This window comes from Nocardiopsis sp. NPDC055551, assembly GCF_053619415.1.
The window spans coordinates 42,702-67,462 of record NZ_JBSHJJ010000012.1; the positions used below are offsets into that span (position 1 = coordinate 42,702).

Consider the following 24,761-nt stretch of genomic DNA (forward strand, 5'->3'; position numbering starts at 1 on the left):
CCGGAATTGTACTATTCCGTGTCACGCGGACTACTCGGTGTGTGCCGGGATCGCCTCCCGTCACTCACGATGGAGCCGCTGCCCCACGTTGGTGAATCTATGACTGGCTGGTCATGGGATGGCCCCTCTGTGCTGGCCACAGTGGGCGCATGGATGGATTCAAGGAAGCAGCCTTCGGGTTGACGATCCGCGTCGAGAGTAGGTGGCGCAATGGTCGCTGACCTGCTCTCACAGCGGTTGGACCCCGACATGTGGGGTCACAAGGCGGCGCGGCTGAGCCAGGTCGCTGACCTCGGGCTCCCCGTGCCTCCGGGGCTCTGCCTCAGTACTGCGGCTCTGGCGCATGGAACCAGCGAAGCGATCGCCTCACTCCGCACGTGGTTGGAGCTCTACCGGCCCCGCCGAGTCGTGGTTCGTACCAGCTCGGCCCTGGAGGACGGGCTGAAGTGTGCCCGAGCGGGGCGGTCGCTGTCGCTGCTGAACTGTCCGCCCGACGCCTCCGCACTGGCTCGAGTCATCGACCAGGACCTGTTCACACAGGAGGACCTGGAAGCTGAATCGGGTGGATGCGTCCTGGTTCAGGAACAGGTGGCAGCAACCCTGTACGGTGTGGCCTTCCTCAGCCAGGACCGCCTGCTGGTCGAAGCATCCCCATACCCGGACGGAGCCACCGCCGGGATGCCGTTGCGTATGCGAGCTCGGCGTGACGCCCGCCGGTTCAGGGCATCGACCGGCCTCGAGCAGGTCCCGAGCCTCGCCCTCACCGCGCAGCTCCACCCCCTGTGCCTACAGCTCAGCACCCACTTCGGGTTCGATGTCGACGTGGAGTGGGCCTGGACCGGCGCGACCGTCCTGGTGCTCCAGGTCCGCCCGATCACACGTGCTGCCCTGGAGCGGGCCTCATGAGCGATGGGGACAAGATCGAGGCCGTCAACGCCCTCGAAGCCCACGGGCTACTGCGCGTACCGATCCGTGTCGTGCGGCGACCGCACCAGATGAGTACTCGGGCTTTGCGCGAGAGTTTCGGCGAGTACCGACTCCTGGTGGTGCGCACCGCGGCCATCTCCGAGGAGCGGAACCTGCCTCGCCTGGTCGGCGCCACACCCGCAGCCGCGGCGAAGTGGATCATTGATCTCACTCCGGGGCTGTCTGTACTGGTGCAGCCATACGAGCAGGTGCTCTTCTCTGTCGAACTCGCGGTCTACGAGTCAGTGGTGGTGGCCGAGATCGTCCCCGGAATCTGGGAGCTGGACAGCCGCCTGACCCCCGCCGTCCTGGTGTTCAAGGACGATGGCCTCGAACTCACCGTCCCGGACACCCGTCTCCAGACGGCTCGCTTCCACGACCCCCACCACGGAACCCGACAACGACCGGCCCGCGTTGATGACTGGCAGATCGCCACCCTCGTGGCATGGGTTCGTGAACACCGCCGCCACCTGTCCGCCCTTCGCGACGACCTGGGTCATCCGTTCGGTCTCAAGCTGCACCACTCCAGCCGCTACGGACTCTCCGCCCAGAATATCCGCAGCAGTGTGCCCGAGCCTGACACCTGGCAACAAGACACCCCCGCACCTCCGATCAACACGGCCCCGCTCTCCTCGACCGACGCACCCCTACCCGACGGTCCCGTTCTGCTCGACGTGTCCGTCGCCCGCGAGGAGCACGCCCGCCTGGCCACGTTCATCGACCGACTCCACCAGACCGGAACCCGAGAGGTGTACCTGCGCTCAGGCCTGCTCTCACACCTGGCCATCAACCTTCGCGAAGCCGGAATCACCGTCAGGAGCGCCCATGGCTGAGTTCTGGACGATTGAGGGCATCGATGGCGCGGGCAAGAGCCACCTGCTGTCCCACCTGACCACTGCCACCTCCCAAGTCACCGCCCTGCGCAAGGACCACCCGCCCCGAACCGGGAACACATGGCTGGACCGGCGCCTTGCCCTCCTGCACGACCTCACCTGGGGTTACGACCACGCTGAACCGGTCTGGGACTACCCGGCGCACTACTGGCTGCACTCCCTGATGGCCTGGTACACGCTGTTCCACCACGCCCACGTGGCACCCGCACTTGACCGGGCCCGGCCGGTGGTGGTCGACGGCTGGTACTTCAAACACCAGGCCCGCATGACCCTGTCCGGCGACGATCGTCTCGTGTCCCAGGCCGAAGACGTGTTCTCTGCCCTGCCACAGCCTGACCGGATCGTCCTGCTCACCACCACGGCGGAGGTGGCCACCACCCGCAGGGCTGGAACCTCCAAACCCTCCGAACACGGCGCTTTCACCACCAAGCGAGCCACGACCTCCACGGACGACTTCACCGACTACCAGACCTGTACTGCCCGCGCCCTGGAGGAACTGCTCGGCGCACATCCGGCACTGGTCCACACCCTGCCCAGCACCGCAGACGAAACGGATCTCCTGCCCCTCCTGCGTGGAGAGGTCAACGCGTGAACACCACCGCTACCAGCGCCGTCCTGGCCAGCGAACACACCATGGGCGATCGCCTCCCGGACTACGTCCTCCCCAAGATCCCCTTGGACCTGCTCACCGCCGCTCGTGGACGGATATGGGTCTACCCCAACCGCTCCCTGAGCTTCCTTCTCGGCGGTGACAAACGCGTGGGCAAACGCTTCAACTGGCGCCGCCCCCACTTCACCCTCGCCGACGGAGTCCTGCACTGCGTCGTCCCTCCCGGCCAGGACTACACCCACCACTACGCGGAGCTTCTACGCGCGGCCTGCGCCATGACGGACCTACCGGCCGAGATCACCGTTGAGCACCCCGTCCCCGGACAAGGGCTGGCCTTCGTCGACCACTGGCTCCCACGAAACCTGCCCGCACACGACTTGGCGATCCTCGGCTACGTCGAACCCCTCCTCACCCGACCACCCGCCTCCAGCCCCGGCTGGAACCACCGCCCGGGCTTTGGCTGGCGCACCGTCCGCGTCGGCAACTTCACCGTGCTCCTGTTGGGGTGCGAGTTCAGCTTCTGGGGTGACCTCGCCGGTGACCTGGTCACCGCCCTGATCGCCCGCGGCCACACCTCAGGCGTGCTCTACGTGGGCAAACTCGGCGGCCTCCAGCCCGACATGGAACCCAACACCGTCATCGTCACCGGTACCACCAGCCAGGTGAAGGGCCACCCCCTCTCCTGGAAGAGCGCCCTGGACCTCGACCCCACACTGCCCGGACTGCACGACCGGGCCCGGCACATCACGGTCCCCAGCGTCCTGGATGAAACCCGCACCTGGCTCGAGCAAAACCGTGCACACTTCGACGTGGTGGACCCCGAGATCGGCCACATGGCCCTCGCCGCGGCCACCGCCCAGGTGCCCTTCGACTACCTGCATATCGTCACCGACAACCTCAACGGCACCCACGAGCACGGCCTGTACGCCGAACGCAGCACCCCGGTCGCCACCCGGCGCCGCCGTTGCCTGCACCACATCGAAACGATCCTGCACCGGAGCCTGGCATGAACCCGACCGCACCCGTCACCCTTCTCGGCCTGGACTGGAGCGACACCGACACCCCGCGCCTCCGCACCACCGACCCCGACCACTCCGAAAACAGCCTGCTCCACCCCCTCCTGGGCGAACACACCTTCCGGGTCGAAGGGGAAGAGCGCCGCTGCATCGGCTGGTTCGACCTCACCGGACCCGAGGGCAGGCACGTGCGCTGCCGCACCGACGAGGTCGTCACCCGGGGCAAACAGTGCCGACGCTGCCAGTACAAGGAGGGGTTCATCGCCGCCCACCAAGCCCACCGCACCCCCGACGCGCTGCCCGAGAACATCCGCGACTACCTCCAGCAGCCGCACTGGCTCTACCTCGACGTCTTCGCCAACGGCACGACCAAGGTCGGCACCGCCGCCGACTCACGCCGCCGCAGCCGACTGGCCGAGCAGGGACCCGTCGCCGCCCTCTACCTGGCCCGTACCAAGGACGGGGCCACGGTCCGCACCCTGGAGTCCGCCGTCTCCCAGCACTTCGCACTGCCCCAACAGGTCCAGTCCCGACGCAAGGTCCTCGGCCTCCAGAACAGCATCGACACCACCGCCCTCATCACGAAGCTGACCGGCCTCGCAGCCCAGGTCACCCCCTACCTGAACAAGATCGCCGACGAACAGCCCGGCACCGAAGTACTCGCCGCCCCTGAACCCTGGGTACGACCCGCCTGCTCCACCACCGTCTTCGAATCCGCCCCCGTCCTCGCCTACCCCGACGGCCTCACCCAGGGCACCCACCGAATGCACATCACCGGGGCAGCCGGCCCCGTCGCCGTGTTCTCCACCGACCCCGAACTCGACGCGCCCCGCCACTGCGCCGACCTGAGCAGGCTCATCGGCCGATCCCTCGCCCCGGCCACCGCCGAGGACGCTCCCACCGCCGCGCCCACCCTGTTCTAACCCGGAGGACCCCGTGCACGAGACCACCCTGAGCGAGATCTGTACCTTCTGCTGCGAGGTGGAAGGCGGCGACGACTCCAACCTCTTCTACGACCTCGGCTTGGCCCGCACCCGCGCCGACTACGTGCTCCTGGAGAGCGAACACTTCGTCGTCATGCCCTGCATCGGCGCACTCACCGACTGGTACCTGCTCATCGTCTCCAAACGCCACACCCTGTCCGTGGGCTGGCTGGACGAGGCCGAACACGCCGACCTTCGCGAACTGATTCCCCAGGTCACCGAACTCATCCGAGAACGCAGCGGCCTGGACAGCCTCATCTTCGAACACGGCAGCCTCGACTTCCGAGACAAGGGCGGGGCCTGCTACGACCACACCCACATCCACGTCGTGGCCACCGACCGCGACCACCAGCGCTTCCTTGACCACATCCCGGCACCGGTCACCATGGGGCCCTGCGCGGACTGGATCAGCGCCTCTCGCCGACTGGTGGAGGAGACACAACGCTCCTACCTCGCCCTGGGCACACCCGACCAGGACTGGATCGGCACCGCCACCGGAGCACCCTCCCAGTTCTTCCGCCGCTGCCTGGCCACCTGGATGGGGGCCGAAGAAGGGGAGTGGGACTGGCTCACCTTCCCCCAAACCGACCGAGTCCACCGCATGAGCACGGCCCTCACCACCAGGTGACCCACCCCGTCCACCCCTCACCACGAAGTGCTTCATCCGGGCACGGGGTGGACACGTGGCCCCGACATAGTCTGGGACGCGTGGCCCACACCGAGGATTTCACCGAGCACGCCCTGCGCGCCGTCCACACCGCCACCCAGGCCTTGGGCGTCCCCGAGACTTCGGCTCACGAAGGGCCCGAACTCATCCGGATGGGGGAACGGGCGGTGTTCCGCCTGCACGAGGGAGTTGTCATCGCCCGAGTCGAACGCTCCGCGGCCAGGTGGGTGGAGGCCGACCGGGAGGTGCGGGCCGCCCGATGGCTGGCCGAACAGGGCCTACCCGTGAGCCGCCCCCTGCTCGGTGAGCAACCCGTCCTGGCCGAAGGCACCGTCGTCACCCTCTGGGAGGGGGTTCAAGGGGAGTGGACCGTACCTCGGGAGTTGGCCGGGCTCCTGCACACTCTGCACAGCCTCACCCCACCACTCACCCTCAAGCTCCCCGACCTGGACCCCTTCGACCGAGTGGCCGAACGCATCGACACCGCCCTCGGCCTCAGCCCCACCCAACGCGACCAGCTGCGCGAGGTCCATCGCGACCTGGCTGCCCGCCTCCCGACCACGAAACCGGTGCTGGGTACCCACGTCATCCACGGCGACGCCAACATCGGCAACATCCTGGCCACCCCGCATGGGGTCGTGCTCTTCGACCTGGACGGGATCTGCTGGGGACCGCCCGAGTGGGACCTGGTCCTGACCGCCCTCTACCGGGACCTGGGCTGGCACAGCGAAGCCGAGTACGCCGACTTCTGCGAGGCCTACGGGTTCGACGTCACCGCCTGGGAGGGCTACCCCCTCTACAAGCAGATTCGGGAACTGCGCATGACTACCTGGATCGCCCAGAAGGGTAGGGAAAACCCCGAGATCGACGCCGAAATCGACCGGCGCATCAGCGACCTGGCCGACCCCCGACGCCCACGGGAGTGGAACCCCTACTGAGCAGCCGACACCACGGCCCGAGCCTGATTCAGGAACCGGTCCACCATCGGCTGCCCGTGATAGGGCCGCACACTCCGGGCGAACGCGTCGAGGTAGCCCACACACCGCGCCGAGGACGTCGCCCGCACCTGCGGCACCACCACGGAGCCCAGATGGCAGGCCTCCTCGACCTCACCCTGACCCAGCACGGCCGCCGCCAACACCAGACGGGTGAAGACCCGGCTGCGCGCGTACTCCTCCCCGACCGAGGAGGCCAGGCTCTGCTCCGCCAACCGCCGCGCCACATGAGCATGGCCCAGGTCGCGATGGCAGTGGGCGACCTCGTCGGAGTACTCCGCATGGTCGAAGTAGCCGATCCACCCCGGATCGGACCCTGGGTCACGCCGACCGAAAGCCCGCTCCGCCTCGCTCATCGCCTGGAAACACGCGGACTTGTCCTGCCCGGAGGCGTGGGCACGCGCCTCCATCATCAGGAACTGCGCCCGCATCGTCTGCGTTGCCTGCTCTCCGGCACCGGTCAACGCCGCCCGGGCCAGATCCCGCGCCTCGGCGTGCGCACCGACGTAGTTGGCCTGGTGACTCATCGCTGAGAGCACACTCGCCCCGAGCAGCCGGTCGCCCGCGTGCGCGGCCAGGTCCAAGGCCTGAACGAAGTAGCGGCGGGCGGCTCCATTGCGCTGGGCATCGTAGGACATCCACGCCAGTGAGAGCACGAACTCCGAGGACACCGCGAATAGGGTCCGGCCAGCCTTCTCCGAATGGGACTCCCGAAGCAGCGGAACCACCGTGTCGTTGAGGTAGCGCACCGCCGCCGCTCGTGCGTTGTCACCACCGAAGCGGTTGTCCAACGCGGAGAACGTCGCCGACGCGTTGCGGATCGCCGCGACCGGTCCCTCTGCGACGTGAGCCTTGACCCGACCGGAAACGGGTCCTGACACCAGCCAGGAAAGTACCGCGGAACTGACCGCCGAGGCCGGTGGCTGCTGCTCCACCCCGGGGATGTCCTCCACATCCACGTTGGCCACCTGCCCCAGGACGTCGGCGGTCTGCCGTGCGGAGCTGTTGAGAGCCAGACCCAGTTCCGCTGGGACGCGCTCCATAATGGGGGTGGGGATGTCGTATCCGTGCGTGATGCCCTCGACTACCCGTTGGACGGTCTCCTGCTTACGCAGTTGCCGCTGGCCGCTCAGGACTCGCGAGACCATCGTCTGGGACAGGTCGCACATCCGCGCGATGGCGTCCTGAGCCAGCTCGGTGTGGCGAAGCAGCAGGCGGATCAAGGAGTTGGCGTCTTCCTCGGCCGCGGCCCGCCGCACTTGGGGGATGCGCCAGAACCGCGCGGGCACACACGAGCAGTCGCCGCTGTCACGGCATCGACCACAGTTTCCGCAGAACACGGGGGTGCCTTCCACTCGAAATCTCGGGGCGGGTGGATGGCACAGAAGACTACGGGCGCCGACTCCAGGTCCGCCATGACCGGCTTGTCATAACCACCATGCCCGCGCCGTCATGGGGATGTCAGCGGTTTCTCCGGACAGTGGCCCTATGACCCCAGCGACAACGTCCGATACCGGCCCAGTAACGGCGAGAAGTCCACACAGCACCGACATCGGCAGACACTGCGATTCCCCGCCAAACACGAGAACAGAGCCCGATTCCCCCGAAGCGGACGACTGCAGCCTCACCAAGCGTGCTTCGAGAGCGCCAGGCGGCTCGAATGAGTTCGGGCCGTTGTTGCCTCGTCCCAGGGCTGATGACCTGGTCGGGCATGGCTACACGGCATTCCAGGTGGTGCGGTTGGCAGTGTGGGCGGCGCGGGAGTGCCGGTGGGTGAACGGCATGGAGATGGTCCACCGCGCCGAGACCGCGTGGGAGGCGATCGCCGAGCATCTGCATCTGGCGGTGATCCGTCCGGAGGAGACCGAGCTGATCGCCATCGGGTGGAAGGCGATGAAGGCCCAGCACTATCAGGACCGCAAAGCCCACGGTTTGGGGGGAAAGGACAAGGCGCTGGTCTCCCGAGCCTTCGTGCGCTACTGGACCAGCGCCTCGGCGCCCGCCCACTCCCACGAGGACCTGCTGGTGGACCGCATCGCCCTGGCCCAGATCTGGACCGCCCTCACCCCGACCCACCGCCAGGTGTTGACCGCGATGGCCGAACACGACGACCGCCGCCAAGCCGAGCGTGCGGTGAACATGGACGCGGTGACCTTCACCCGGACGTTGGGGCGGGCCAGGCGGGCGTTCTTCGCTCTGTGGCACGAGGGCGAGACCCCCTCCAGGATGTGGGGCTATGACCGTTCCGGGGCGCGGCACCGGAACGTGATGTACCTGGTGCGGTTGCGCAAACAGCGGGCCTTGAAGCGCAGGGCCGCAGGCGTGGTGTCCCGACAGGGCCACCGTCCTCCCAAGGAGTTGGGGGTGCCCAACAGCGAGCTACTGGCCCGCTTCGAAGCGGGGGAGTCCTACGCGGCTCTGGGTCGGGAGTTCGGTGTCAGCGGAGACCTCATCAAGGGTCGTGTGCACAAAGCCAGGGTGGAACAGGCGCCGTCCCCGGACCGCACGGCGACGTTGGCGCTGGGCTGAGGAAATCTGCCCCTTTTTTCGTGCGGGCTTGAAGAACCTCGCTCACCCAAGCGAACATCGACCAGCCCTGCGGGAACTGCGCATTCTTCGCAGGTTATGGGGCTTTTGTGCCCTTCATGTGGCGTGGGCGGAAAGTGCGGTTCCGGGTGGCGTACGACCTCGGGGCCATCGACACCTGACCAGGCCACACCTTGATGAAGAAGAAAGAAGTGGAGACACCCCGACGCGGTGCTGCGAACACCGGGCCGGGGCTTAATCCCCACCTGAATACAGCAGGAGGAGATCGTGGAAAAGCATAGCGGGCGGCATCGCAAGCGCCGACAGGGCTGGGGCGAGCATCTGCGTTGGGCCCTTGGGGCGGTGCTTGCCGCCGTGTTCTGCAGCCCGACCGGGCAGAGCAGTCGACCGGTGGTCGAGGTGCGTCAACCGCTGCCGGCGCGGCGCCTGGTTGAAGGCCGTGAACCTGGCCGGGGGCGGCCTGCGGGACAGGTGCGGACACAGGTTCCCCGTCCCCGTGAGGGGGCGGCACACACGGGTACGCACGCGGCTGGCCTGCCCCGCCAGCGGGAGTTGTATAAGGGGCGGCGTGGGTGGTGTGAGGACGATGACGGGGTGCGCGGCGTGCGCCTCTACCTGGCCGTGCACGAGAAGAACCAGCACGCCCGGCCTCGCGCGAAGCCGGTGCCACCGGCACCTCGCCAAGAGGGTTCGGCACCCGGATGTACGGGAGTGGGCGGTGGTGAGCCGCTCTTGGATATGAGTGACTTGGCCGCAGTGGTGCGTCAGTGGCAGGCGCTGCGCCAACCCGTGGCCTGACCTCGGTTAGAAGGATTCAGGGTCGTTCCCTTCGAGGGGCGGCCCTGTTTCGATGCCCTGGCCCACCAGGTTGTGGATGTCGACTGAGGTTGTTGTGCTGAGTAAGACTCTCCCGGTGGTCACCTGCACTGGCTGAGCGCGGCCTACGACGGCGATGAGGGTGCGGCGCTGCGTTTTCGCGATAATAAAAATGTCAAAGAAAGGTTGTGGGGTTGCTTATTCAGCGATTTGACACCACGCTGCCGCGCTGGACAATACTCACATAAGCCAAACTCAGCACCTGACTCATGGAGGTCTCACCGGGCCGTCTCACACCCTCCGCCCCTACTCCTGGCTCGCACTGAGGGGCGTGCGAGAGCCAGTGAATCAGTACTCCAACGCATCCTCCACCGATCACTCCAACGCCCCCTCCCGCCCTGTGGACCCCCCTGAAACACTCATTTTCGCAGGTCAGGTTATGTTTTAGGGGTGTGACTCACGTCCAGACTTATACCCAGTGGGTACTCACCTTCACGTAGGGGGCGGCGGCCTCGGCGGTGACCCCTCGGTTGCTCGCCTCACGTGCCGCCCTCCTGGCTCCTCCCCGGCCCGCCCCTCCGCCCCCTTCTCTGCTCCTTGAGCGCTCATGTATGACTCAATTCCTCTAAGTGTTCAAGGGTGCATGCTTCGGTCTCGGTTCGGGTGGAGATCTGCTCAGTTCATCACCTTTTGCATTCGGTTCTCTGATGAAGAATTGCGTGGTCAAATGTGTGTTCTCAGGTATGAGGAATCGTGGCGCTGGGCGGGCGCAGGCCCTGGGGTGCTTCAGATGCGGTGCGTGCGCTCGAAGGCGTGCTGATTGGCCCCGGCGTGGTGCGGCGGGTTGAGTGAGGGATAAAAGAATGCTCGATGAATCGGAGGAAGCCTTTCTCGTGCGATTCCCCTCTTATTGAGGCGGGGAGGGTGCGCGAACAGGGGGCTCCTGTGACTACGCCTGTGACTACGCGCATCGCCCTACCTGTGACTATGCCTGTGACTACGCCAGCGCCCCCAGTGGCACACTCGGACTGAAATCTGCCATCCTTGCAGGTCAGGGCATATTTGAGTGTGGCTCGCGGGGCCAGACTTATACCCAGTGGGTAGTCACCTTCACGTAGGGACGGCGGCTCTGGCCTGCTGGCAGGTCGGCCGACCGACCCACCACCTCTTCTTCCACTCTGGCTTGTCCTCCATCTCCCACTCTCCTCCTTTCATTATCACTTATAAGATAGTTATTCATTAACCTTGCTAAAACCATTGGTTCGGGATTTGGTGGACATCCGAAATCGGTGTGCGCGTCAAAGGAGTGATCGTGCGGGAGCGTGCCGGGCATGCCAGCACCTCAGCCGTGTGGTCTGGTGCGCGGCCGTGAGGCGTGCGGGGTGGGGACGAGTACGGGACGTGGGTGGCGTTTCGTGTCCGGGTTCGTGGTCGCCGGGCTCGGGGCTGGCATGGGGCTGCGGGCCGGGTGGTTCCCGTTCTGTTCGGATCGTGGGGCGGTGTGGGGCCACCAGCGCCCCGCTGTCGCCCCAAACACCCCGGCTCCGGCACCAGGAGCCGCCCCTGCGGCCAGCGCCCCACGGGGCTAGTGGTGGCCACGGCCATCGCAAAGGGCATAGCGCCCGTATCGGGCGGTGTCGGGGTGGGGAGGCCAGGCAGAGGGTGTTGGTCAAGGCGCTTGAGCGTCAGGGCGAGTTCGAGTGTGGGTGTTGGATCCTCGCGCTGCGTGGGCTTGCCTTGAGGGTGTTGGCCGTGGGTTCGGCTGTACAGGTGGCCTCGGGCGGGTTGGGGCGCTCCAGCACGTACTTCACACAGCACACCTGCCAGAGAGTGTTCCCGCATACGGCGACGACGGAGGCCGGGGCGACTGCCGCGCTGCTACGCGGTGCAGCGGCTCCGGCTGAGGTGAGCAACCTGGCCCTGGTGCGGTAGCCGGTTCAGGGGAGCACACCAGGAGCACCACAGGGCCTTCAAACACAGGCGAGGCTGAGGGTGCACCCCACCTGGCCTGGGGTTTCCTCAGGTCAGGGGTCGGCCGACCATCGGATCAAAGGTCCCCTGGAGTAGATCTTTTGATCATTCTGGGACGAATTCCAAGCGAGTAAGGCTTACCAAGCGCTACAATATTTGCATGCCGAAGCTCCATTTGAGGTACTGGAAAAAGTCTCGAATTGGATGTGAGTGCATGTCTGGTCCAATCGCACTTAGGAGTACCAAGGGGGATATTGTGCTGGTGAGGTAGATATGATTACGCATCCCTACGGTTGGAACAAAATCACATAGGAAGACTTTGAGGATTGGCTAATGAGGTACTTCGCTCTGTTGGTGTCACTCGCTACAGGTCTTTCTGTTTTTGGGTTCTCAATATTCAGACTGCGGGAGCATTTTATTGAGTTCTTCAGAGGGGAGGCGTGGGCTTGGTCGCTTCTCTCCGTGGGTGTCATTATAATTTTTTCTTCCCTGGTTCTTTGGGGGCGTTCAATTGATTCAAAGAAAGGAGAGGACAATAATATTTTTCGCCCTTGGTGGTTTGTAGCTGGACTCCTCTTCATTCTCATTATCATGGCGAGTGCAGTTGCGCTAATGCTGAGTATTTCTGACGCAGGGCAGGAGCTTCAAGCTGTCCAGGGAGGACTAACCGTAGGTGTTGGGGTGGGTGGCTTGCTTGTACTTGCTATGGCAAGCCGTCGGCAGTGGCACAATGAGAGGGTTCATGATTTTGAGCGAGGCGAAGCAAAGAAAAGGGAGTATGACGAAGTAGAACGACGTGCGACCGAGATATACAGCAAGGCGATTGATCAGCTTGGCGATGAAAACCTTACGGTCAGGCTCGGCGGAGTGTACGCACTTGAGCGACTTGGGCGTGAACATAAAGTGAGCAGAAAAACGATCGTCAATGTATTGTGTTCTTACCTCAGAAGTAACACCACAGTTACCGTTGGGCCGGAATCTCCGGAGGATGATGAGAAGTCCAAAGAAATTTTCTCTAGCAAAGAAATTGAGGTTAAGAAAGCTGTGCAAAGTGTTCTCCTCGGGGCGCTGAAAAGGCACAATGCGATGGATGTTCAAGAGTCCGAAAAAATATCCTGGGGGGATATATACCTGGACCTCCAGGGCGCACAACTTCACGACTTCAGAGTTCCTCACCATGTTCGCCTTGCGGGTAACTTTATGGGTGCAAAATTCTACGGACCAACATCCATGAAGTTTGTGTCTTTGACGAACGCAATATTTGATGAGGCGCGCTTCAAGGGAGAATGTAGCATTCACGGAGCTGAACTAGCGGGTGGAGTGAGTTTTAGGGGTTCTGTGTTTGAAGGAGTATTCGATGCCCCCAAGGCTACAGTGAAGTCCGCAGACTTCTTTGGGGCAAAATTTCTTTCACTGACCAAGTTTGACGGATCGTGGTTCTATAAAATCAACCTGAGGAGTTCGAACTTTGTTCTTCCTCCCGATTTTTCTAAAGTGGAAGTGCATGGCGATAGTAAATGTGAAGTGTTAATCGATGGTTGGATTGTGGATCCGAAGAATACTTTCAATTTGATCCGAGCTCCAAAAAAGAGTCGGACAAGCTCTGCGATAAAAACGAAAAGGAAAGGATTCTTTGGAAGGTTGAAAATCTGGAGCTGACTAGGGGGCGAGTGTTCGATAAAAAGGGTTTATGGATGAAAAAAGTTGTCATTGTCTAGTCGGCCCTAGGGGAAAATTCTTTCTCAGTTACGAGTGCTAATGGTCAATTCTGATAAAAGAAATACCATGGTTAAGCGTGGGGAAATCAAGGGTTCCGTTCGCAACGCATTGTGGGCTAGAACGGCTGGTCGGTGCACGATCTGCAACCGACGTCTGCTCGGTGAAACTCGTACATACTTGCACTCGGTTCTTCTTGCCGAGCTGGCCCATAACATTGGCGCATCCGACGGGCTAGACTCGCCTCGTCGGAAGTACAACGACGGTGTGGAGGACACCGAGGCCGAGGAGAATCTTCTTCTCTTGTGCCACGACTGCCACAAGATCATCGACGACCCCGACCACATCGACTTCTTCCCACCGGAAAAGCTGCGCGAGATCAAGGAGTCCTTCGAGCGGCGCATAGAAATGGTGACCGCAAGTGGTCAACTTACGCGGACCGCCGCGCTGCGTTTAGGATGCCAGATCCGCGGCTCTCTGGCACTCGCGTCTCAGCGCGAGGTGGCCGAGACACTCCTTGCGGTTAACTATCTCGGCCTGGTAGAGACTCAACGCAGTGGTGACTTCACTTGCCGTATTCACGGCTCAGTAGGTGGCCGTGGGTTCTGGGATGCAGCCCAGCAGTCTATTGACGATACTCTCGGGCTTGTGCGCCAAGCCATCGACAGTGGCGACGTCGAGCACATTTCGGTCTTCGCCATCGCTCCGATCCCGCTTCTCGTCTACCTGGGCTGGTGTCTGGATGACAAGACACCGACACGGCTGTTCCAAAAGCACCGCGGTCCGTCTGTTGGATGGTCATGGATTGATGAGAGTGAACCCGTCGATTTTGATGTGTCGACCGTAGAAGGCAGCCAGAAAGCAGAGGAAGTCACGGACGTCGTGCTCGTGTGTGCAACCACGAGCGAGGTGAACACTTCCCTTCTGCCGGATAACATCGCAGCCGCGCCACTTATTCAGGTTCGTCCACTGAATGCTGATCCTGCCCCAACCCTGCTGACACATGAGCAGTCACTGGTCAACTTCGCCACTCGCTGGCGGGGTGTGCTGGCGACGGCCGAGTCGAAGTATCCGAATGCGAAGCGCTGGCACCTGATCGCATCGGCGCCGGTGACGGTCGCCATTGAAGCTGGACGGTCCCTGATGCGGGACGCGCATCCGCCGATGAAGGTCTACGAGCGCGGAGCCGGATCATACGAGGGTGTGCTCGTCATCAACGAGCGTCTCACGGATTGACCGGCCTTACGCTGCCCCGCCGGCCTGATCGTCCTTTCCCTCGCTTATTTCCTCGAACGGAATGAATGTCCGCCGTGGGCCGGCTTCTCCGTGCGGAAGCGAGATCAGGTGTGTGCCGGACACGGGTGTGACTGCCCCGAAGTGGGAGCCGAGGATACTGGTCAGGCTTGCCGCTACTCCCGCCAGATCGGCAGCAGATCCATGGAAGGTCGGTGTTGAGCAACCGCGTGTTGGAATGATCTCAGTGCCGTGTTCCAGGGTTTTCCACAGACCGTGGAAGGTCTCCAGCGTGCCGTCGCTGGTGACCTCCTGCCCTGCTTGGCCATCGATGGTCAGGGGCCCGGCGGTCAGATTCGGCATGGAGACGGTCATGATGCCGAGCGTTCCAGTTCGAGCGTCGGTCGCCATCTGAGCCAAGACCGGGCGTCCGGCCGTGGTTGCGACGCTGTCGAGTAGGCGGCTGATGGCGATGCTCACGGTGGCGTCGATGATGAGGTCCACCTCGGAAAGGTCTGGTACGGCCGGTGCCATCGTGTCGTACACAGACACCTCCACGGTGTCATTGATTGCGCGCAAACGCTGAGCTAGGGCTTCCACCTTCGTGCTACCGACGTCAGTCTCCACGAAGTTCTGCCGGACCAAGAGCCCGCTCGTGATCTTTCCGGGGTCGCACAGAGCCACTTTCTTTGCACCTGCGCGCACCAGGTACTCCGCGATCCAAGAACCGAGTCCGCCGCATCCCCAAATATGAACTGTCTTGCCAGAGAAGGCAGCGACCGGTCGTGCCGAATCGCGTCTGGTCGTGACTTCTGACCGATCGTCTGAAACAGGCCACCATTCCAGTGGAGTGTCCGGATCCACCTCCGCCGCGTCGATTTCGGTCATGAAGCCGTTCTTCCTACCCGCACGCATCAGCGCGCGAAGATGGTCGGCACCTGAAGCCGGGAGGCTGCCGGACAGTAGGTGTGGTGGGCCACCGGTGGGATGGGGGACCGCGATCACGAAAGTCTGAGGTTCACCGTCGGGCTTGCGAGTCGCACTTGTACCGAGCACTGTGAGCAGAGTCTTCGAGAGACCAGTGTTCATTGGCGCGGCCCGAAAAGCGCGACCCGGGTCCGGGCATCCGGCATACGGGTTGTCAACCTTGGTCAAAAGCGAAACTAGTCCGGAACCAGCGCCGAGCGGTAGGTCCGTGTCCAGCGTCATGACCGGCACGTGCACAGTCTCTGGCGGCTCAGCGGGTCGCTGGAATACTAGGTCGAACCGGTGCGGCGCACGCGCTCGCAACCACCCATGCTGAACGCGTGTGTCTGGCAGTAAGTCGTCACGAATGACTACGGTCGGTGCTCCATGAGTGGCATGCAATACGCCACCGACAGCGTGGTAGAGAGCGGTCTGTTCATCGAATCGTCCCGCAGCTGCATCAGAGAGCCATTCGAAGAGTCGGTCGACTAAACCACCGAACCCCTTGGCCGGGTCCCACTCCCGGGGAATGTCGAGGTAGAGACACAGGCGCACTCCTTGGAGGACATGAGCGTGGTGCAGGAACCGGAGATGGTCCACCTCTACCCGTGGAGGTGCCAAGCCGGATGCACCGACAGTAAGGATGAAATCCTCGTGTTCCCCGAGCTGAAGGCCCGCTTCGGCTCGCACGATGTCGGCTGTGCGTAACCGGAGCCGGAACTTCATTGCTCCTTCTCGATCGACCTGGTGACTGCCCTGTATCTTGACGTCGCCGGGAAACGCGTCGGCTATGGTAGCGAGATCAGTGATGACTTGGCGCTGCCAGTTACTAAGGCGCTTCTTGCTCACCCCGCGCGCCCCGAGTGATTGACCGTCGTGGCACCAACAGATGCGGAACCAGCGCCGATACTGCTGTACTTCCCGCTTGACGTGGAGGTCTCGGGTTCCTTGAACCCATTGCCGAAGAGGGCCTGCCACTTCTTCACACTCTTGTCGAAGTCGGTGTCCTCGAAGTAGGCGTCCCTGATTTCAGCGGCGTGTGTATGGATGCGATCACGGAAGTAGGAGTAAGTCTCTGGTGTCCAGCGGTGGTCAAAGGATGTGCCGGAGCCGGAAGGGTCCATGATCACCGGCTTGGTCGTGTTGGCTTGAAGCCATTTATCAAGGTCCGAAATGATATGAAGCAGAGCTGTCGGAAGATCACCATAGTAGCCGGGGTCGTTGAAATTCTGCCACTCTTCGACCCGTTCACCAAGCATGGTGGTTAGCAGAATTGACTTGGTGCCTGTAAAGGATTTCTTGTGGTCGCGGAGGAACTTCATGATGCGGATCACCTTGCGCAGGTTGCCATGGGTAATCTTATCCTTCTTTTTCATCCAGTCCGTAAAGCTCTGGGTGTCGGTGCGCTCCCACTCATTGTCATCACGGTTGATGATCCACTGCTTATCATCGGAGTCAACTACGAAGGGGACAATGTCGACGTGCATCGCGTTGTTGGCGTACTGTACGTAGATGCACCGACACTTCCGCCCGTGGGGCATGTCCTTATAGGGAGACTTCTTGTGCAGTACATTGTAGATGGCGTCTCCATACTTCTTCAGGTCGTCGTCCCACTCGGGATTCTTGACCATCTGGACCATGAAGTCGCCATCGAAGGCCTTGCCGTTCTGCGGGTTGATGATGGTCCTCTGCGGCCATGAGCCTTGAGGAATCTTCTTCTTGAGTAGTGGCCCCAGGTCCTCGTCGGCCTTCAGAAGGTCGTAGATGGCATCGACCCGTCCGCTGAGGGTCTCCAGCTTGAACTTGGAGAGGTTGACGGTGTTGTCGAGAAAGTTCTTGAAGTAGTCGACGTGCCTCATGATGTGCCTCCGATTGGGGTTTGTGCGCCGGGCTCCTGCCCTAGATGATTGAGTCCGATGTCTTCAGCCGTCGTAGGGGCACCACAGCGCTTGCAGGAGGCCGCACCTCGGGAGAAGACGTCAGTAACGTTCGTTCGATAGAGTTGGAGGGCCACGATGAGGCGGACTCCCCCTTCATGGGGTGCTGGCATCGCGGTCGTGGTGCGACCCGTCACATACGGAGTAAGGCCGGTCTTCCGGCCACAGGGGCGGTCCCCCGACGAAACTGCCGTGGTACGACGGCTGGCCCGCGCGTGAGTGGAGGGGTATCGCCCCTCCCAGACGGCTAGGTCATAGCTCATGAGTTAAGGCTCTCAAGGCATGGCGACATTCTGTTCGACCGTGTATCGGATCTGACCGCCAGGGCGGCCGGGGCTTCGGTGGAACCGGCCGTATACGGCCGGTGGGGTGACAGGGCGTGGCCCGGGCCCAAAGCGTGCTCCATGTGACCGTCGGGGCGGCTGTGGGGCGCTGGTGGGCGACCATGAGGGCATCCCTGGGCGGGGCCGCTAGGGTCACGGAATGGCAAAGCGCTCCGGGAGGTCGACCCCCACCTGCACTCACCTTGTACTGGGGAGCACACGAGGAGCACACAAGCCCCGAAAACACCGCGAGGACCTCTTCCGAGGTCCTCGCTTACCCCATCTGAACTGGGGTTTTGTGGCGCACCCGGCAGGATTCGAACCTGCGGCCATCGGATTAGAAGTCCGGTGCTCTATCCACTGAGCTACGGGTGCTCGATTGGGTTGTGACCTGACATTGCTGCGGGTGATCAGGGCGTGACGTTTTGTGGGGTGGGGTGGTGGTCCAGTGGGCGGCTGGTCTGGGCAGTGGTGTCCCGGGCAGACATTCTAGGGTATTCGTCAGATGTCGCCCACGGGAGGGCAAAGACTCACCAACTACGGTGATTCGCAGTTGCGTCTCATTACCACGCGCGCTCCACCAAATCGGTCGCTATGGGCTTCGAGCCCCACGTTACCCGTGATTAACCCCGGGTGCGCCGCTGCGCGGCCGGTGTTTCGTGAACTGGCCGCCCCGGCGCGGGGGCGGCCGAGAGGGTCAGAAGACCCACCATTGACCTGCCAGGACCATCAGTGACGCCACCGCGAACAGCATGCGCTCCCCCTTTCCCTCGACTCTAGAGCCTCTAGGTGTATGGGCCGTTGCATTGCGTGGCAAACCCGGGTTTGCCGTGGTTTGGGCACCCTCGTAGGTGCTGTTGACTGAGAGGGTGAGACGGGGACTGATCGCGGGATTCGTGCTGGACAGGTTGGTGCCGGACCCCCGGAGGGGACACCCCGTGGCGCTCTTCGGGGCGGCCGCGGGATGGTGTGAACGTCGACTTTACCGGGATTCCGTGGCCGCGGGCGTTCTGTTCGTCGGGGCGACGGTGCTTCCGGTGGTGGCGGCGGGGTCACGGCTGCGGGGATCGGCGGTCACGGCCGTCGCGACCTGGGCGGTCCTGGGCGGCAGCATGTTGGGGCGAGAGGCCGAACGGGTGGCCGACGCACTGGAGCGTGGGGATCTGGACGGGGCGCGCACGTTGGTCGGTGGGTTGTGCGGGCGCGAGGTCGAGCACCTGGACGCGGACGGGATGGCGCGGGCCGTGGTCGAGTCGGTCGCGGAGAACACCTCCGACGCAGTGGTCGGGCCGCTGCTGTGGGGAGCGTTGTGCGGCCCCGCCGGGCTGGTGGGGTTCCGGGCGGTCAACACACTGGACGCCATGGTCGGACACCGAAGTGAGCGCTACGAACGGTTCGGCAAGGCCGCCGCGCGCTCGGACGACGTGGCCGGTTGGGCACCGTCGAGGCTGACCGCGTTGCTCGCGATCGCGGCGGCGCCGGTGGTGGGTGGAAGCCCCGAACGGGCGTGGCGGGTGTGGCGAAGGGACGGTGGTGCGCATCCGAGTCCGAACGCCGGGCAGTGCGAGGCCGCGTTCGCCGGGGCGCTGGATCGCGGGTTGGGTGGCACGAACGTCTACGGGGACCGGGTGGAGCATCGACCGGTGATGGGGGAGGGGCCCGAGGTGGGAGTGGCGGACATTCGTCGGGCCGTGCGTCTGGCACGCGTGGTGAACCTGGGCGCGTTGTTGGTGGCGGTGGCCCGGTGAACGCGATCCTGGTCGCCGGTACCACCTCGGACGCCGGCAAGAGCGTGGTCACGGCGGGGTTGTGCCGGTGGCTGGCCCGGCAGGGGGTGCGGGTGGCCCCGTTCAAGGCGCAGAACATGTCGTTGAACTCCACGGTGACGCCGAGTGGGGCGGAGATCGGCCGCGCCCAGGCGATGCAGGCCGCCGCCTGTGGGATCGAACCCACCGCCGACATGAACCCGGTGCTGCTCAAGCCGGGGGCGGGCGGCAGCCAGGTGGTGATCGACGGACGGGCGGTCGGCGAGGTGGACGCCCTGGGCCATGGAGTCATGCGCGAACGCATGCGCGCCGCCTCCTTGGCGGGCCTGGCCCGGTTGCGTGAGGACTACGACGTGGTGGTGTGCGAGGGGGCGGGCAGCCCGGCCGAGATCAACCTGCGGGCCGGGGACATCGCGAACATGGGGCTGGCGCGCGCCGCCGATCTACCGGTGGTGGTGGTCGGCGACATCGACCGCGGCGGGGTGTTCGCGTCGATGTTCGGGACACTGGCGCTCTTGGCCGAGGAAGACCAGGCGCTGGTCGCGGGCTTCGTCGTGAACAAGTTCCGGGGCGACCGGTCGTTGTTGGAACCCGGCCTGGAGATGTTGCGGAACCTGACCGGGCGCCCGGTGTTGGGGGTCCTGCCGTGGCTGGACGGATTGTGGTTGGACGTGGAGGACTCCCTGGCGCTCGGTGTGGATCGGGGGCCCATGGCTCCGCCGCTCGCCCGCACGCTGCGGGTCGCGGTGGTGCGACTGCCGCGGATCAGCAACTTCACCGACATCGACGCCCTGGCCGTGGAGCCGGGGGTCGACGTGCGGTTCGTGACCTCCGCGACGGAGGCCGCCGACGCCGACCTGGTGGTGCTGCCGGGCAGCCGGGCGACCGTGCGCGATCTGGCGTGGGTGCGCGAGCGCGGTATCGACCGGGTGCTGGCGGACCGGCCCGTGTTGGGGATCTGCGGCGGTTACCAGATGCTGGCCGAGTCCATCCGCGACGAGGTGGAGTCGCACGCGGGTTCGGTGCCGGGGTTGGGTCTGCTGCCCACGACGGTGGAGTTCGCGGCGGACAAGACGTTGGGACGTCCGGTGGGATGGGCCTATGGGCAGCGGGTGGAGGCCTACGAGATCCATCACGGCAGGGTGTCCGTGCGCGGGGGCGAACCGTTCCTGGACGGCTGCCGGCACGGTCGTGTGTGGGGGACCACCTGGCACGGAGCCTTGGAGAACGACGGATTCCGCCGGGCCTTCCTGACCGAGGTGGCGCACGTGGCGGGTCGTGACTTCGTGGTGGCTCCGGACACGGACTTCGCTGCCGCCCGCGCGGAACGACTGGACGCGTTGGGTGACCTGGTGGCGGAGCATGTGGACACCGACGCGGTGTGGCGACTGCTCGGGGAGGGTGTCCCGAAGGGGGCGCCGTTCATCCCGCCGGGGGCGCCGGGCGTGTCGTGACCCGGCGCGCGGTCACCGGGAACGCCCGACCGAGGGCGTCCCGGGACACGCGAGGGGTCAGGCCGCCAGGGATCGGGCGTAGTTGACCTGCTGGTTGATCTGACGCACGAGCGCCGGGCTGCTCACCGGGAGCTGTGTGGCGTGGTACCTGCCGTCGGCCTGCACCGTGACCTGCACGTGCCCGGTGGTCTTGGTCTCCTTCACCAGGAGGATCAACAGGCCCAGCAGGCAGGTCCACCAGAAGATGAGGATGGCGACGATGATCGCCCAGGTGGGGGTGGACTGTTCGGTGCGGCTCATGTCCGACAGGGTCCACACGCTGCCCTTGATGGGGAAGCGGCCGGCGGGGGTGATGACGCTGGTCTGGGTGACGGCGATGTCCCCGATGGTGAGCAGGGTGGGTTCGGGGGCGGGGTGGCCTCCCGGGTCGGCCGGCAGGTAACCACCGGTGGGGTTTCCGTAGGGCTCCAGTTGCCCTCCGGAGTGCTGTTGTGGGGGAAGGCCCCAGCCGGGGGTCTGGCCGTCCGGCTGCTGCCAGGGGCGGCCTTGCTCGGGGTACTCGTTCATGTGGGAATTGTGTCAAAGCCCCTGTCCCGGCCGATGCCCTGCGGACGGTCGAGTGTGGATCGTGGCCGGTTGTGGCCACCCTTCGACGTTCGGTGGCGTGGTGGATACGGGTTGTACGCAGCCGTTTCGGCTGGTGTGGCCTGGCTCACCGTAAACGTGGCGCTCCGAACCGGTGTGCGGTGGACCCTCCCGAAAAACATGAAAGTCTTTCGCGATTTCCTTACTCGTGCGTAACCTTTCGCTGATCCATCGCCCGCACCCCCAGGTGGTGACGTATATGTCTCCCGCACCCCCGCCCCTTCGACCCTCCTCGCGCAGGATCCCGTTCCGCGCCGGCGCCATGGGCGCGGCCCTGGCCGTCACGGCCTCCCTCGCAGCCGCCCTGCCGGCCCCCCCGGTCATGGCCGAGCCGGTCGCCTACGAGGACTACTGCGCGCCCTCCGGGTGCCACGACATCCTTCCCCCGGGCCAGAACGGCAACGCCACGCTGGTCGAGATCCTCGGCCACCAGGTCTTCGGCACACGCCCGGAGCATTCCTCCAGCCAACTCGACATGTACGACGACCTCGTGCACCACTACGACGGACTCACCGAGGAAGGTCTCGACGACTTCTTCCAGGACGCCTCCTACGGCGTCGACGAGGACGAGGTCGACCGCGAGTACCGGCCGCGCGAGGACGTCACCATCGTCCGTGACGCGGCGCACGGCATCCCACACATCACCGGCACCACGCGAGAGGGCACCATGTTCGGTGCCGGGTACGCGGCCGGTGAGGACCGCCTCTTCCTCATGGACATCCTGCGCCGGGTCGGTCGCGGTGAGCTCACCTCCTTCGCCGGCGGAGCGGAGGGCAACCGGGGCCTCGAACAGGACCTGTGGGCCACCGCCCCCTACACCGAGGAGGACAAACAGCTCCAGATCGACCGGATCGCGAGCGAGGGCGGCGAACGTGGCGAGCAGGCACTCGCCGACGTCGACTCCTACCTGGAGGGCGTCAACGCCTACATCGAAGAGGCCGACGGCGGGCGCTACTTCCCCGGCGAGTACGTGCTGACCGGGCACAAGGACGCCATCACCAACTCCGGTGAGATCGAGCCCTTCACCACCACGGACGTCGTGGGCATCGCCGCCATGGTCGGCGGCATCTTCGGCGGCGGTGGCGGCGGTGAGGTCCAGTCCGCGATCGTCCTGGCCAACTTCCAGGACCGCTACGGAGCCGAGGAGGGCCTGGAGCTCTGGCGGGCCTGGCGCATGGAGAACGATCCCGAGGCCTCCGTGACCGTCGACGGCGAGTTCCCCTACTCCCAGACCCCCGACGATCCGATCGGTCAGGTCGTCCCCGATCCCGGCTCGGTCGAGCCCTACGACATCGTCCACGACGAGTACGGTTCGGCGGCCCCGGACGCCGCGTCCCAGGCCTCCACCACCGAGGCCCCGGACGTCCCCGAAGCCGACGCGCCCACCGTGGCGGAACTCGACGAGGACCAGCGGGCCGAGCTGGAGGAGATGGTCGAGGAGGGCGATCTGTCCGCCGCCGAGGGCATCTTCGACGACGGAGTGCTGCCCGAGGGCTTCATGGACCCGCGCGGCATGTCCAACGCCCTGCTGGTGTCCGGCGAGCACACCGAGAGCGGCAACCCCGTCGCGGTGATGGGACCGCAGACCGGATACTTCTCCCCGCAGCTGCTCATGCTCCAGGAACTCCAGGGGCCGGGCATCAGCGCGCGCGGCGCCTCCTTCGCGGGTGTGAGCTTCTACGTCCAGATGGGGCGCGGGGTCGACTACGCCTGGAGCGCCACCTCGGCGGGCCAGGACATCACCGACACCTTCGCCGTGGACCTGTGCGAGACCGACGGCTCCGAGCCCACCACCGCCTCGCGTTCCTACGTGAACTCCTCCGGCGACTGCGTGGACTTCGAGGCCCTGAGCGTCAGCAACGACTGGACGCCCACCATCGCCGACGGTACCGAGGAGGGCGGCTACACGCTCACATCGCTGCGTTCCGAACACGGCCTGGTGAGTTCCTTCGCCACCGTCGACGGGGCACCGGTGGCCTTCACCGAGCTGCGGTCCACCTACATGCGCGAGGTCGACTCCATCATCGGGTTCCAGAAGTTCAACGACCCCGACCTGATCAACTCGGCGGAGACCTTCACCGAGGCCGCCCACGACATCGCCTACGCGTTCAACTGGCACTACGTCGACGACCAGGACATCGCGTTCATCAACTCCGGCGACAACCCCGTCCGGACCGAGGGCACCGACCCCAACATGCCCATCGACGCCTATTCCGACGCCGGCTGGTCCGGTTGGGACCCGGCCACCAACGGGGCCGACTACCATCCGCCGTCCGACCACCCGCAGCAGATCAACCCGGACTACATCGTCAACTGGAACAACAAGCCGGCCCAGGGCTACACGTCGGGCTGGTCGACCGGTTCGGTGCACCGGAACGACCTGCTGGACGGTCGCGTCTCCGGCCTCATCGAGGACGGCCACCGCTTCACCACGGCCTCCCTCACCGGCACGATGATGGAGGCCGGGGTCGCCGACCTGCGCGCCGAACAGGTCCTTCCACTGCTGTTGGAGGTCATCGACACCGCGGAGGTGGACGACCCCGAACTCGCCGAGACGGTCGAGTCCCTGCGCACCTGGGCGGACTCGGGGGCCCTGCGCCGCGAACCCCAACGCGACGCCGGTCACTACGAGCACGCCGACGCCATCCGGGTGCTGGACGCCTGGTGGCCGATCCTGGTGCGAGCCCAGTTCGAACCCGGTCTGGGCGAGGGTCTGTACGAGGAGCTGACCCGCGCCGTCCAGACCGACGAGTCGCCCTCCGGCTCCATCGGCGGCGGCGAACCGGGCAGTGTCAACCAGGGGCAGCCGCACCGTGGTTCGGCGTTCCAGTACGGCTGGTGGTCGTACGTGGACAAGGACCTGCGAACGGCCTTGGACCAGGAGGTCGACGGCGCGCTCGGCGACCGGGTCTACTGCGGCGAGGGCGACCTCGGCGACTGCCGGACGGTGCTGCTGGACAGCCTCGCCTCGGCCGCGGCCACCCCGGCCGAGGAGGTCTACCCCGGGGACGAGCACTGCTCGGCCGGTGACCAGCTGTGCGCCGACACCGTGATCCACCAGTCGGTGGGCGGAATCGACATGTGGCCGATCGCCTGGCAGAACCGGCCCACCTACCAGTTGGTCTACGAGTTCTCCGGCGGCCGGTGACGCCCACCACCCGCGCATAGGGGACGAGAGCGGCCCGTGGCATCCCGCCACGGGCCGCGATCCTGTATCCATTACCGGATTCTTGTGGTTGGCCAGGGTTGTGTGGGTA

The 24,761-nt window shown here is 64.8% G+C and carries 18 protein-coding genes, 1 tRNA gene and 1 pseudogene; 14 read left to right on the plus strand and 6 right to left on the minus strand.

From position 1 onward, the window contains the following. The first annotated feature begins 210 nt into the window (after window positions 1-210). The 7 genes from ACWGSK_RS21095 to ACWGSK_RS21125 all read left to right on the plus strand — a co-directional run bounded on the left by ACWGSK_RS21095 (window position 211) and on the right by ACWGSK_RS21125 (window position 6,073). On the plus strand, window positions 211-906 hold the full coding sequence (locus ACWGSK_RS21095; RefSeq protein WP_452456539.1) for a pyruvate phosphate dikinase: 696 nt from the start codon (window positions 211-213) through the stop codon (window positions 904-906). After that, window positions 903-1,799 carry a hypothetical protein gene (locus tag ACWGSK_RS21100; RefSeq protein ID WP_452456540.1) on the plus strand — a complete coding sequence of 299 codons (897 nt, stop codon included), beginning with the start codon at window positions 903-905 and terminating at the stop codon, window positions 1,797-1,799. Before ACWGSK_RS21095 ends, ACWGSK_RS21100 begins: the two co-directional genes overlap by 4 nt. Next, entirely contained in the window at window positions 1,792-2,451 is a 660-nt protein-coding gene (locus ACWGSK_RS21105) for a thymidylate kinase (RefSeq protein WP_452456541.1), read from the plus strand. Before ACWGSK_RS21100 ends, ACWGSK_RS21105 begins: the two co-directional genes overlap by 8 nt. Then, entirely contained in the window at window positions 2,448-3,479 is a 1,032-nt protein-coding gene (locus tag ACWGSK_RS21110; RefSeq protein ID WP_452456542.1) for a hypothetical protein, read from the plus strand. The genes ACWGSK_RS21105 and ACWGSK_RS21110 overlap by 4 nt, the downstream gene beginning before the upstream one ends. Next, window positions 3,476-4,408, plus strand: a complete 933-nt coding sequence (locus ACWGSK_RS21115) for a DUF2797 domain-containing protein (protein ID WP_452456543.1) — start codon at window positions 3,476-3,478, stop codon at window positions 4,406-4,408. The genes ACWGSK_RS21110 and ACWGSK_RS21115 overlap by 4 nt, the downstream gene beginning before the upstream one ends. Before the next feature lie 13 nt (window positions 4,409-4,421). After that, on the plus strand, window positions 4,422-5,096 hold the full coding sequence (locus ACWGSK_RS21120; protein WP_452456544.1) for an HIT domain-containing protein: 675 nt from the start codon (window positions 4,422-4,424) through the stop codon (window positions 5,094-5,096). A gap of 80 nt (window positions 5,097-5,176) precedes the next feature. After that, a complete protein-coding gene (locus ACWGSK_RS21125; RefSeq protein ID WP_452456545.1) occupies window positions 5,177-6,073 on the plus strand; it encodes a phosphotransferase enzyme family protein in 897 nt (298 codons plus the stop codon). Here the strand turns inward: ACWGSK_RS21125 and ACWGSK_RS21130 are convergent. Further along, window positions 6,067-7,389: a hypothetical protein gene (locus ACWGSK_RS21130; RefSeq protein ID WP_452456610.1), complete on the minus strand. Its 1,323-nt coding sequence runs from the start codon at window positions 7,387-7,389 to the stop codon at window positions 6,067-6,069. The genes ACWGSK_RS21125 and ACWGSK_RS21130 overlap by 7 nt on opposite strands. Window positions 7,390-7,912: 523 nt before the next feature. Between ACWGSK_RS21130 and ACWGSK_RS21135 the strand changes: the two genes are divergently transcribed. The 4 genes from ACWGSK_RS21135 (at window position 7,913) to ACWGSK_RS21150 (ending at window position 14,416) form a co-directional block, all read left to right on the plus strand. Continuing rightward, on the plus strand, window positions 7,913-8,659 hold the full coding sequence (locus ACWGSK_RS21135) for a hypothetical protein (protein WP_452456546.1): 747 nt from the start codon (window positions 7,913-7,915) through the stop codon (window positions 8,657-8,659). A gap of 612 nt (window positions 8,660-9,271) precedes the next feature. After that, window positions 9,272-9,475: a hypothetical protein gene (locus ACWGSK_RS21140; protein WP_452456547.1), complete on the plus strand. Its 204-nt coding sequence runs from the start codon at window positions 9,272-9,274 to the stop codon at window positions 9,473-9,475. A gap of 2,322 nt (window positions 9,476-11,797) precedes the next feature. Further along, entirely contained in the window at window positions 11,798-13,123 is a 1,326-nt protein-coding gene (locus ACWGSK_RS21145; protein ID WP_452456548.1) for a pentapeptide repeat-containing protein, read from the plus strand. A gap of 324 nt (window positions 13,124-13,447) precedes the next feature. After that, the gene (locus tag ACWGSK_RS21150) at window positions 13,448-14,416 is read left to right on the plus strand and encodes an SAVED domain-containing protein (RefSeq protein WP_452456549.1); all 969 of its coding nucleotides are present in this window, start codon (window positions 13,448-13,450) and stop codon (window positions 14,414-14,416) included. A gap of 6 nt (window positions 14,417-14,422) precedes the next feature. Here ACWGSK_RS21150 and ACWGSK_RS21155 read toward each other — a convergent pair whose 3' ends face one another. From ACWGSK_RS21155 to ACWGSK_RS21170, 4 genes and pseudogenes are all read right to left on the minus strand, one after another. Further along, window positions 14,423-15,301, minus strand: a complete 879-nt coding sequence (locus ACWGSK_RS21155) for a ThiF family adenylyltransferase (RefSeq protein WP_452456611.1) — start codon at window positions 15,299-15,301, stop codon at window positions 14,423-14,425. A 522-nt stretch (window positions 15,302-15,823) separates the two neighbouring features. Beyond that, window positions 15,824-16,228: pseudogene (locus tag ACWGSK_RS21160) on the minus strand (hypothetical protein); the annotation flags it as partial. Next, complete coding sequence (locus ACWGSK_RS21165; protein ID WP_452456550.1) at window positions 16,225-17,238, minus strand: SMODS domain-containing nucleotidyltransferase; 1,014 nt, start codon at window positions 17,236-17,238, stop codon at window positions 16,225-16,227. The gene ACWGSK_RS21165 and the pseudogene ACWGSK_RS21160, both read right to left, overlap by 4 nt. A 700-nt stretch (window positions 17,239-17,938) precedes the next feature. Next, window positions 17,939-18,014 (minus strand) — tRNA-Arg (locus tag ACWGSK_RS21170). Between the two features lie 509 nt (window positions 18,015-18,523). On the opposite strand from ACWGSK_RS21170, the gene ACWGSK_RS21175 reads away from it, so the two are divergent. After that, window positions 18,524-19,387 carry a cobalamin biosynthesis protein gene (locus ACWGSK_RS21175; RefSeq protein WP_358509522.1) on the plus strand — a complete coding sequence of 288 codons (864 nt, stop codon included), beginning with the start codon at window positions 18,524-18,526 and terminating at the stop codon, window positions 19,385-19,387. Beyond that, window positions 19,384-20,859 carry a cobyric acid synthase gene (locus ACWGSK_RS21180; RefSeq protein ID WP_358509361.1) on the plus strand — a complete coding sequence of 492 codons (1,476 nt, stop codon included), beginning with the start codon at window positions 19,384-19,386 and terminating at the stop codon, window positions 20,857-20,859. Before ACWGSK_RS21175 ends, ACWGSK_RS21180 begins: the two co-directional genes overlap by 4 nt. Window positions 20,860-20,916: 57 nt before the next feature. Here the strand turns inward: ACWGSK_RS21180 and ACWGSK_RS21185 are convergent, their stop codons facing one another. Then, on the minus strand, window positions 20,917-21,426 hold the full coding sequence (locus tag ACWGSK_RS21185; protein ID WP_358509363.1) for a hypothetical protein: 510 nt from the start codon (window positions 21,424-21,426) through the stop codon (window positions 20,917-20,919). A gap of 340 nt (window positions 21,427-21,766) precedes the next feature. Here ACWGSK_RS21185 and ACWGSK_RS21190 point away from each other — a divergent pair, with 340 nt between their 5' ends. Continuing rightward, window positions 21,767-24,652 carry a penicillin acylase family protein gene (locus ACWGSK_RS21190; RefSeq protein WP_358509525.1) on the plus strand — a complete coding sequence of 962 codons (2,886 nt, stop codon included), beginning with the start codon at window positions 21,767-21,769 and terminating at the stop codon, window positions 24,650-24,652. Window positions 24,653-24,761: the final 109 nt, after the last annotated feature.